At 34.1% G+C, this 8,754-nt stretch carries 18 protein-coding genes; all 18 read left to right on the top strand.

The genetic code is table 11. The annotated features are described in order from the left end of the window. Positions 1-670 precede the first annotated feature (670 nt). The 18 genes from rpsJ to rplR all read left to right on the top strand — a co-directional run bounded on the left by rpsJ (position 671) and on the right by rplR (position 8,740). Entirely contained in the window at positions 671-979 is a 309-nt protein-coding gene (gene rpsJ / locus B2S02_RS18195; RefSeq protein ID WP_035133283.1) for a 30S ribosomal protein S10, read from the top strand. 107 nt (positions 980-1,086) lie between these two features. After that, on the top strand, positions 1,087-1,716 hold the full coding sequence (gene rplC / locus B2S02_RS18190; protein WP_150845871.1) for a 50S ribosomal protein L3: 630 nt from the start codon (positions 1,087-1,089) through the stop codon (positions 1,714-1,716). Positions 1,717-1,733: 17 nt separating this feature from the next. Further along, a complete protein-coding gene (gene rplD / locus B2S02_RS18185; protein WP_150845872.1) occupies positions 1,734-2,354 on the top strand; it encodes a 50S ribosomal protein L4 in 621 nt (206 codons plus the stop codon). Next, positions 2,354-2,650: a 50S ribosomal protein L23 gene (gene rplW, locus B2S02_RS18180; RefSeq protein WP_150845873.1), complete on the top strand. Its 297-nt coding sequence runs from the start codon at positions 2,354-2,356 to the stop codon at positions 2,648-2,650. Before rplD ends, rplW begins: the two co-directional genes overlap by 1 nt. A 52-nt stretch (positions 2,651-2,702) precedes the next feature. Next, positions 2,703-3,536: a 50S ribosomal protein L2 gene (gene rplB, locus B2S02_RS18175; RefSeq protein ID WP_035133291.1), complete on the top strand. Its 834-nt coding sequence runs from the start codon at positions 2,703-2,705 to the stop codon at positions 3,534-3,536. A gap of 62 nt (positions 3,537-3,598) precedes the next feature. Continuing rightward, the gene (rpsS, locus tag B2S02_RS18170) at positions 3,599-3,880 is read left to right on the top strand and encodes a 30S ribosomal protein S19 (RefSeq protein ID WP_035133294.1); all 282 of its coding nucleotides are present in this window, start codon (positions 3,599-3,601) and stop codon (positions 3,878-3,880) included. A 22-nt stretch (positions 3,881-3,902) separates the two neighbouring features. Beyond that, on the top strand, positions 3,903-4,238 hold the full coding sequence (gene rplV, locus B2S02_RS18165; RefSeq protein WP_035133296.1) for a 50S ribosomal protein L22: 336 nt from the start codon (positions 3,903-3,905) through the stop codon (positions 4,236-4,238). 16 nt (positions 4,239-4,254) lie between these two features. Next, on the top strand, positions 4,255-4,920 hold the full coding sequence (gene rpsC, locus B2S02_RS18160) for a 30S ribosomal protein S3 (RefSeq protein ID WP_150845876.1): 666 nt from the start codon (positions 4,255-4,257) through the stop codon (positions 4,918-4,920). A 27-nt stretch (positions 4,921-4,947) separates the two neighbouring features. Further along, complete coding sequence (gene rplP, locus B2S02_RS18155; protein ID WP_035133300.1) at positions 4,948-5,391, top strand: 50S ribosomal protein L16; 444 nt, start codon at positions 4,948-4,950, stop codon at positions 5,389-5,391. Then, positions 5,381-5,593, top strand: coding sequence for a 50S ribosomal protein L29 (gene rpmC, locus B2S02_RS18150; RefSeq protein ID WP_035133305.1), 213 nt, complete (start codon positions 5,381-5,383; stop codon positions 5,591-5,593). The genes rplP and rpmC overlap by 11 nt, the downstream gene beginning before the upstream one ends. A gap of 21 nt (positions 5,594-5,614) precedes the next feature. Further along, complete coding sequence (gene rpsQ / locus B2S02_RS18145) at positions 5,615-5,869, top strand: 30S ribosomal protein S17 (RefSeq protein WP_035133308.1); 255 nt, start codon at positions 5,615-5,617, stop codon at positions 5,867-5,869. Between the two features lie 23 nt (positions 5,870-5,892). Further along, the gene (gene rplN, locus B2S02_RS18140) at positions 5,893-6,261 is read left to right on the top strand and encodes a 50S ribosomal protein L14 (protein WP_035133311.1); all 369 of its coding nucleotides are present in this window, start codon (positions 5,893-5,895) and stop codon (positions 6,259-6,261) included. A gap of 17 nt (positions 6,262-6,278) precedes the next feature. Then, entirely contained in the window at positions 6,279-6,593 is a 315-nt protein-coding gene (gene rplX, locus B2S02_RS18135; protein WP_035133314.1) for a 50S ribosomal protein L24, read from the top strand. Positions 6,594-6,615: 22 nt separating this feature from the next. Continuing rightward, a complete protein-coding gene (rplE, locus tag B2S02_RS18130; protein WP_035133316.1) occupies positions 6,616-7,158 on the top strand; it encodes a 50S ribosomal protein L5 in 543 nt (180 codons plus the stop codon). A 14-nt stretch (positions 7,159-7,172) separates the two neighbouring features. Continuing rightward, positions 7,173-7,358, top strand: coding sequence for a type Z 30S ribosomal protein S14 (locus tag B2S02_RS18125; RefSeq protein ID WP_035133318.1), 186 nt, complete (start codon positions 7,173-7,175; stop codon positions 7,356-7,358). Positions 7,359-7,390: 32 nt separating this feature from the next. Continuing rightward, positions 7,391-7,789, top strand: a complete 399-nt coding sequence (gene rpsH / locus B2S02_RS18120) for a 30S ribosomal protein S8 (protein ID WP_035133320.1) — start codon at positions 7,391-7,393, stop codon at positions 7,787-7,789. A gap of 23 nt (positions 7,790-7,812) precedes the next feature. Next, a complete protein-coding gene (gene rplF, locus B2S02_RS18115) occupies positions 7,813-8,352 on the top strand; it encodes a 50S ribosomal protein L6 (protein ID WP_035133322.1) in 540 nt (179 codons plus the stop codon). Positions 8,353-8,377: 25 nt separating this feature from the next. After that, positions 8,378-8,740 (top strand): 50S ribosomal protein L18, encoded by a 363-nt coding sequence (rplR, locus tag B2S02_RS18110; protein ID WP_150845878.1) that lies wholly within the window; start codon positions 8,378-8,380, stop codon positions 8,738-8,740. Positions 8,741-8,754 lie beyond the last annotated feature (14 nt).

Below are 8,754 nucleotides of genomic sequence, written 5' to 3'. Positions count from 1 at the left end.
CGAATAATTAAGATTTAAAATAATAAATTATTTATTATCCTGAAAAGGAAATGTGCACAATAAAACCTAGGTAAAAAGAGAGATGGGGACGCCTATCTCTCTTTTTTTATATCTAAATAACTTCTCCTACAATATATACAACAATAAAATATAGATTGCATATATAAATATGGAGAAAAATCTATTTTTATAGATTCAGCATAATTTTACCTATTGAATTTATATGCTATATGATGTACTATACATAAATATAACTTATATAGTATATTTAATTAAATATAAAAAAGATTACTAATAACTTTATATATTCTGAATTTTAGGCAATTATATAAACAAATAGTTAGTAAAGTTACATATTAAATATATAATATTTTTATTAAAGAAAATTAAAGATATTAAAAATTTACAGGAGTAAAAAATGAATAAAAACTCTTGTCAAAGCTAACAAAATAATGTATACTATAGAAGTTGCAATATGGTAACAGCGATGAGGTAAGAGGTTGCCGGGCTTCCGGGGGAATTCTTAACCGAGCATGCTCAATCACGAATTGGGCGACGGGGTCTGTAGTGCTGTTGTGTTTCTTAAAATAAGAAACGCCAGGAGCAGTTTACAGAACTTCCGCTGTTGCGCGTAAGAAGTAATAGCGTGCGATGAAAAGGAGGGAATGAAATGTCAAAACAAAAAATCAGAATCAGATTAAAAGCGTTTGATCACACAATACTAGATCAATCAGCAGAGAAGATTGTTGAGACTGCTAAAAACACAGGAGCTAAAGTAGCCGGTCCAGTACCACTACCAACTGAGAAAGATGTAATAACTGTTCTAAGAGCTCCACACAAATACAAAGATTCAAGAGAGCAGTTCGAAATCAGAACTCATAAAAGACTAATCGATATATTAAGTCCATCACCAAAAACTGTTGATGCATTAATGAGATTAGACTTACCAGCAGGTGTAGATATCGAAATAAAATTATAATCGTACATAGTACATGAAATTGAACTATGATGTACGGGTAATAGAAAAACTATTACTAACTATTATGATCACAATGTGGTCCGCTAATAAGTAGGAGGTGTATTTAAATGAAAAAAGCTATAATGGGTAAAAAATTAGGAATGACTCAAATATTTGATGAAAATAGAAGAGTAGTACCTGTAACAGTTGTAGAAGCTGGTCCATGTGTAGTAATCCAAAAGAAAACAGCAGAAAATGATGGATATGAAGCCATAAAAGTTGGATTTGGAGATATAAGAGAAAAGTTAGTGAATAAACCTAAGAAAGGTGAATTCGCAAAAGCTGGTGTTGTTGTAAGAAGACACATAAAAGAATTTAGATTAGAGGATACAAGTGCTTACGAAGTAGGTTCTGAAATAAAAGCAGAAATCTTCGCAGCCGGAGATAAAATTGACGTATCTGGAATATCTAAAGGAAAAGGATTCGCTGGCGTTATAAAAAGATGGAACTTCCACAGAGGACCAATGAGCCACGGTTCTAAATTCCATAGAGCAGTAGGTTCAATGGGAGCATCATCAGACCCATCAAGAACATTTAAGAATAAAAAAATGCCTGGTCATATGGGAAATGTTAATACTACAGTGTTAAATCTAGAAGTAGTAAGAGTAATACCTGAAAAGAATATTATTCTTATTAAAGGCGGAATACCAGGACCAAACAAAGGTTTAGTAGTAATAAGAAACGCTGTTAAAGCATAAGGAAAGGAGGATGCAGAATGCCTACAGTAAAAGTGTATAACACTGAGAAAAAAGAAGTTGGAGAAATTCAATTAAATGATAGCATTTTCGGAGTAGAAGTTAGTGTTGAAGCAATGCACCAAGTTGTATTAGCTCAATTAGCTAATAAAAGACAAGGAACTCAAAGTGCTAAGACAAGAGCTGAAGTAAGAGGCGGAGGAATTAAGCCTTGGAGACAAAAAGGAACAGGAAGAGCAAGACAAGGTTCTATAAGAGCTCCACAATGGATTCACGGGGGTATCGTATTTGCACCAAAACCACGTGATTACAGAGTTTCCGTTCCAAAGAGTATGAGAAGAGTAGCTATGAAATCAGCTTTAACTTCAAAAGTACAAGATAATGAAATGATAGTATTAGAAAGCTTGGCTTTCGATGCACCAAAAACTAAAGATATGGTAAAAGTTCTTAATGCTTTTGAAACTAAAAAAACATTAATAGTTGTAGCTGAGTCTAATGAGAATGTTTATAAATCAGCAAGAAACATTCCTGGAGTAGCTGTAGTGCCTGTAAACAACATAAATGTTTACGACATATTAAAGTATGAAAACTTAATGATTACTAAAGACGCTGTATCAAAAATTGAGGAGGTGTATGCATAATGAAAATGACTAGTTATGATATAATAAGAAAACCTGTTATAACTGAAAAAAGTATGGCTGCTATGGCAGAAAGAAAATACACTTTCATCGTTGACATACACGCAAACAAAGTTCAAATAAAAAAAGCTGTTGAAGAAGTTTTCGGAGTAAAAGTTGAAGATGTTAAAACTCTAAGAAATTTAGGTAAAACTAAAAGAGTTGGAGTTCACATTGGAAAAAGAGCTGACTTCAAAAAAGCAGTTATTAAATTAGCAGCTGACAGCAAAACAATTGAATTCTTTGAAGGAATGCAATAATATAACGCATTTATTGGCTAGAGCCAGATAAGCGAAAAGGGAGGGAAACCTAATGGCAGTTAAAAAATTTAACCCTACCACTCCTTCAAGAAGAAATATGACTATGGCTTCATTTGAGGAAATAACAACAGATGTACCTGAAAAGTCACTTCTTGTAAGTAAGAAAAAAACTGGTGGTAGAAATGCTCAAGGTAAAATTACTGTTCGTCACCACGGTGGTGGAGCGAAACAAAAATATAGATTAATAGATTTTAAAAGAACTAAAGATGGTATACCAGCTAAAGTTGCAACTATCGAGTACGATCCTAATAGATCAGCTTACATCGCATTAGTTGTATATGCAGATGGTGAAAAGAGATACATAATAGCTCCAGTTGGATTAAAGGTTGGAGATGTTGTAGTATCTGGATCAGATGCAGACATTAAAGTTGGAAATACACTTCCAATAACTAACATACCAGTAGGTACAATAATTCATAACATTGAATTACAAGTAGGAAAAGGTGCTCAACTTGTTAGATCAGCAGGTTCTTCAGCTCAATTAATGGCTAAAGAAGGAGCTTACGCTCAAGTAAGACTACCAAGCGGAGAAGTTAGATATGTAAGAGTAAACTGTAGAGCTACAATAGGAACAGTTTCAAACTTAACTCACGAAATTGTTAATATAGGTAAAGCAGGAAGAAAGAGACATATGGGTATCAGACCAACAGTAAGAGGATCTGTAATGAACCCTAATGACCACCCACACGGAGGTGGAGAAGGTAAATCTCCAGTAGGTCATGCTAGTCCACGTACTCCATGGGGTAAACCAGCTCTTGGATACAAAACTAGAAAAACTAAGAAATACTCTGACAAATTTATTGTTAAGAAAAGAAATAGTAAATAGTTAGAAGAGAAATAAATTCTCTTCTGATTATAACTACTTTACATGAAGGGAGGCCACTAATAGTGAGTAGATCAATTAAAAAAGGACCTTTTGTAAAAGAGTCTCTTCTAAATAAAATAGAAGAAATGAACAAAGCTGGCGAGAAGAAAGTTATAAAGACTTGGTCAAGAAGCTCTACAATTTTTCCTCAAATGATAGGACACACAATTGCTGTACATGATGGAAGAAAACATGTTCCAGTATATGTCCAAGAAGACATGGTAGGACATAAACTTGGAGAGTTCGCTTTGACTAGAACTTTTAAAGGTCATATCGCGAAGGAAAAATCAAGTAGAATGAGATAGTACGGGAAGGAGGAAATTACCAATGGAAGCTAAAGCTATAGCTAAATATGTAAGAATGTCTCCTATGAAAGTTGGGATTGTTCTTGACCTTATAAGAGATAAGAATGTAAATGAAGCTTTCGCTATATTACAATATACTCCAAAAGATGCAGCTGTTGTTGTTAATAAATTATTAAAATCAGCTGTTGCGAATGCAGAAAACAATTTTAATTTAGACAGAAATAGATTATATGTTGCAGAGGCTCATACAGGTGCAGGTCCAACATTAAAGAGATTTAGACCACACGCTCAAGGTAGAGCATTCAGAATTTTAAAAAGAACTAGCCATATAACTATAGTAGTTAAAGAAAGAGCATAAGAAGGAGGGATATAGAGTGGGTCAAAAAGTACATCCACACGGCCTAAGAGTTGGTGTTATCAAGGATTGGGACGCTAAATGGTATGCAGACAAGAAAAATTTTGCAGATAACTTAGTTGAAGATAATGCTATCAGAGAATATATAAAGAAAAGATTATTCACTGCTGGAATATCTAAAATTGAGATAGAAAGAGCAGCTAAAAGAGTTAAAATAAATATACATACCGCAAAACCTGGAATGGTTATAGGAAAAGGCGGTCAAAGTATAGAAGAGCTTAAAGTTGCATTAAAAGAAGTTGTTAAAGATAAATTTGTTTTAATTAACATAGTAGAAGTTAAAACACCAGAAAACAATGCACAATTAATGGCTGAAAACATAGCAGCTCAATTAGAAAAGAGAATATCTTTCAGAAGAGCTATGAAACAAACGATTCAAAGAGCTATGAGAACAGGTGTTAAAGGAGTTAAGACTGCATGTTCAGGAAGATTAGGCGGAGCTGAAATCGCAAGAACAGAGCAGTATCATGAGGGAACAATCCCACTACAAACTTTAAGAGCTGATATCGACTATGGATTTACAGAAGCTAATACAATCTATGGTAAAATTGGTGTAAAAGTTTGGGTGTATAAAGGTGAGGTTCTTCCAACTAAGAAAGTTCAGAAGGAAGAAAGTAACTCATAATAACGTGTAAGGAAGGAGGAATTTGACATGTTAATGCCTAAAAGAGTTAAACATCGTAAGGTACAACGTGGTAGAATGAGAGGTAAAGCTACAAGAGGTAACTTCATTGCTTATGGAGATTATGCTTTACAAGCAACAGAGTGCGGTTGGATTACAAGCAACCAAATCGAATCTGCCAGAATAGCTATAAATAGATACGTTAAAAGAGGAGGAAAGGTTTGGATAAAAATCTTCCCTGATAAGCCAGTAACTGAAAAACCAGCTGAAACACGTATGGGATCTGGTAAAGGTTCACCAGAGTACTGGGTAGCAGTAATTAAACCAGGTAGAGTATTATTTGAAATATCTGGAGTATCTGAAGAAGCTGCTAGAGAAGCTATGAGACTTGCGTCTCACAAATTACCAGTAACAACCAAATTTGTTACTAGAAGAGATTTTGAGGAAATGGGTGGTGAAATCAATGAAGGCTAATGAATTGAAAGAGTTGAGACAAAGTACTCCTCAAGATTTAAATGTAAAACTATCTGATCTTAAATCAGAATTATTTAACCTTAGATTTCAGTTAGCTACAGGACAGTTAGAAAACCCAATGAGAATTAAACAGGTTAAGAAGTCTATAGCCCAAATTAAAACCATCCTTAGAGAAGAAGAATTAAGGGCTTGTGAGCAGTAATACTGAAAGGAGGTTCATCTTGTGGAAAGAGGAAATAGAAAAAGTAGAATCGGAAGAGTAGTTTCTGACAAAATGGATAAGACAATTGTTGTTGCTGTTGAAACTAAAGTTAGACATCCATTATATGGAAAAACAGTTAATAGAACAACTAAATTTAAGGCTCATGATGAAAATAATGAAGCAAAAGTTAACGATAGAGTATTAATAATGGAAACAAGACCATTATCTAAGGATAAGAGATGGAGACTTGTTGAAATCATGGAAAGAGCTAAATAGTTAACTGAAGGGAGGGTATTTACATGATACAACAACAAACATTATTAAAAGTAGCGGATAACTCTGGTGCTAAAGAAATAATGTGTATTAGAGTACTCGGTGGTTCCAAAAGAAAATGGGGAAACATCGGAGACGTAATTGTTGCTAGCGTTAAAAGTGCAACACCAGGTGGAGTTGTTAAAAAAGGTGACGTAGTAAAAGCAGTTATTGTTAGATCAGTTAAAGGTTTGAGAAGAGCAGACGGGACTTATATCAGATTTGATGAGAACGCAGCTGTTATTATAAAAGACGATAAGAATCCAAAAGGAACTCGTATCTTCGGACCTGTTGCTAGGGAGCTAAGAGATAAAGAATATAATAAAATATTGTCACTAGCACCTGAAGTACTATAGGATAGGGGGTAGCAAAGATGAAAGTTCATGTTAGAAAGAAAGACACTGTTATGGTTATCTCTGGAAAAGATAAAGGTAAAACTGGAGAAGTTTTAGCTGTTTATCCTAAGACTGGAAAAGTTGTAGTTGCTGGCGTTAACGTAGTAACTAAACATCAAAAACCAAACAGACAAAATATGCAAGGTGGAATAGTTAACTTTGAAGCAGCTATTAACAGCTCAAAGGTTATGCTATATTGCGATAAATGTAAGAGCGTAACTAGAATAAGCAATAAAGTACTTGATGATGGTACAAAAGTTAGAGTTTGCAAAAAGTGCGGAGAAACATTTTAATTCGCGAAAGGAGGTTTAACAAATGGTTACAAGACTACAAGAGAAATACAATAGTGAAGTAATACCAGCTATGATGGATAAGTTCGGATACAAAAATATAATGCAAGTACCTAGACTTGAAAAAATAGTTATAAATATGGGAGTTGGCGAAGCTAAAGATAACTCTAAAGTTTTAGATGCTGCTGTAAGTGATATGCAATTAATCACTGGACAAAAAGCTGTATTAACTAGAGCAAAGAAATCAGTTGCCAACTTTAAAATAAGAGATAACATGGCAATTGGATGTAAAGTTACATTAAGAAAAGATAAGATGTTCCAATTTGCGGACAAATTAATGAATATAGCATTACCAAGAGTTAGAGACTTCAGAGGCGTTCCTACTAAGTCATTTGATGGAAGAGGAAATTATGCTTTAGGAATAAAAGAACAATTAATATTCCCTGAAATAGAATATGATAAAATTGATAAAGTAAGAGGAATGGATATAATATTTGTAACTACTGCAAAGACAGACGAGGAAGCAAGAGAATTATTAAGATTCCTTGGAATGCCATTTGCTCAATAAAAGGAGGGAATGACTTGGCACGTAAAGCTTTAATAGAAAAGTGGAAAAAAGAACCAAAATATTCAACTAGAGAATACTCTAGATGCAGATTATGTGGAAGACCACATTCTGTCTTAAAAAAATTTGGTATTTGCCGTATATGTTTCAGAGAACTTGCTTATAAAGGACAAATTCCTGGATGCAAAAAGGCAAGCTGGTAATATACAGATCATAGCGAAAGGAGGCACAATTAATGAATATGACTGATCCGATAGCAGATTTGCTAACACGTGTAAGAAATGCAAATATTGTTAGACATGAAATAGTAGAAGTTCCTTCTTCAACAATAAAGAAAGGCATAGCAAATATTATGCTTCAAGAAGGATATATTAAAAATATAGAAGAATATCAAGATGGAACTGTTTCAATGTTAAGACTTAGCATGAAATATGGCCAAAATAAAGAGAGAGTTATAACAGGACTTAAGAGAATATCTAAACCAGGACTAAGAGTTTATAGTGGTAAGGATGATATCCCTAAAGTTTTAAATGGATTAGGAGTTGCAATAATATCAACTTCTAAAGGATTAGTTTCTGATAGAGAAGCTAGAAAATTAGGATTAGGCGGAGAAGTTATCTGCTACATCTGGTAGTTTATGAACAAGGAGGTGCGATTATGTCAAGAGTAGGAAGACTTCCAATAGCTATACCAGCTGGTGTATCTGTTACAGTAACGCCAGACAACGTTGTTACAGTTAAAGGACCTAAAGGGGAATTAACTAGAACAATGGTGAAGAATATAAACATAGCTATAGAGGATAATCAAGTGGTCGTTACAAGACCAAGCGATATAAAAGAACATAGAGCTCTACACGGATTAACTAGAGCATTATTAAATAATATGGTAATTGGAGTAACTAATGGTTTCGCTAAGACATTACAATTAGTTGGTGTTGGATATAGAGCAACAGCAAAAGGTAAGGGATTAACTTTAAACCTAGGATTCTCACACCCAGTTGAAATAGCTGCTGTAGATGGAATTACATTTGAATTAACAGATGCTAATACTATAGTAGTAAAAGGAATCGACAAGGAATTAGTTGGTAAAGTTGCAGCTGATATAAGAACTTGGAGAAAACCTGAGCCTTACAAAGGAAAGGGTATTAAGTACTCTGATGAAGTTATCAGACGTAAGGAAGGTAAGACTGGTAAATAATAGCTATTAGAAAGGAGAGAATTTCATGTTCAATAAAGCTGATAGAAAGCTATCAAGAGAAAGACGTCATTTAAGAGTACGTAAGAAAATTCATGGAACAGCTGAAAGACCAAGACTTGCAGTGTTCAGAAGTGAAAAGAACATATACGCTCAAATTATAGATGATGTTGCTGGAAGAACATTAGTTGCTGCATCTAGTTTAGATAAAGACTTTTCTCTAAAAGTTGGTAGCAATAAGGAAGCTGCTAAACTAGTTGGTGAAGTAGTAGCTAAAAAAGCAATAGAAGCAGGAATTACTGAAGTTGTATTCGATAGAGGTGGATATGTATACCACGGAAGAGTACAAATGCTTGCAGAAGGTGCAAGAGAAGCAGGACTTAAATTCTAAAAAAAGGAGGTACA

This window comes from Clostridium sp. UBA7339 (assembly GCF_002470865.1).
Lineage (GTDB): Bacteria > Bacillota > Clostridia > Clostridiales > Clostridiaceae > Clostridium_J > Clostridium_J sulfidigenes.
Note: the sequence above shows the minus strand (reverse complement) of the source record. Positions and strands in the feature narration are given on the sequence as shown.

Coding starts and splice junctions, on each gene's coding strand:
- rpsJ (WP_035133283.1), top strand. CDS start 671: ATGTCAAAACAAAAAATCAGAATCAGATTAAAAGCGTTTGATCACACA.
- rplC (WP_150845871.1), top strand. CDS start 1,087: ATGAAAAAAGCTATAATGGGTAAAAAATTAGGAATGACTCAAATATTT.
- rplD (WP_150845872.1), top strand. CDS start 1,734: ATGCCTACAGTAAAAGTGTATAACACTGAGAAAAAAGAAGTTGGAGAA.
- rplW (WP_150845873.1), top strand. CDS start 2,354: ATGAAAATGACTAGTTATGATATAATAAGAAAACCTGTTATAACTGAA.
- rplB (WP_035133291.1), top strand. CDS start 2,703: ATGGCAGTTAAAAAATTTAACCCTACCACTCCTTCAAGAAGAAATATG.
- rplV (WP_035133296.1), top strand. CDS start 3,903: ATGGAAGCTAAAGCTATAGCTAAATATGTAAGAATGTCTCCTATGAAA.
- rplP (WP_035133300.1), top strand. CDS start 4,948: ATGTTAATGCCTAAAAGAGTTAAACATCGTAAGGTACAACGTGGTAGA.
- rpmC (WP_035133305.1), top strand. CDS start 5,381: ATGAAGGCTAATGAATTGAAAGAGTTGAGACAAAGTACTCCTCAAGAT.
- rplN (WP_035133311.1), top strand. CDS start 5,893: ATGATACAACAACAAACATTATTAAAAGTAGCGGATAACTCTGGTGCT.
- rplX (WP_035133314.1), top strand. CDS start 6,279: ATGAAAGTTCATGTTAGAAAGAAAGACACTGTTATGGTTATCTCTGGA.
- rplE (WP_035133316.1), top strand. CDS start 6,616: ATGGTTACAAGACTACAAGAGAAATACAATAGTGAAGTAATACCAGCT.
- rpsH (WP_035133320.1), top strand. CDS start 7,391: ATGAATATGACTGATCCGATAGCAGATTTGCTAACACGTGTAAGAAAT.
- rplF (WP_035133322.1), top strand. CDS start 7,813: ATGTCAAGAGTAGGAAGACTTCCAATAGCTATACCAGCTGGTGTATCT.
- rplR (WP_150845878.1), top strand. CDS start 8,378: ATGTTCAATAAAGCTGATAGAAAGCTATCAAGAGAAAGACGTCATTTA.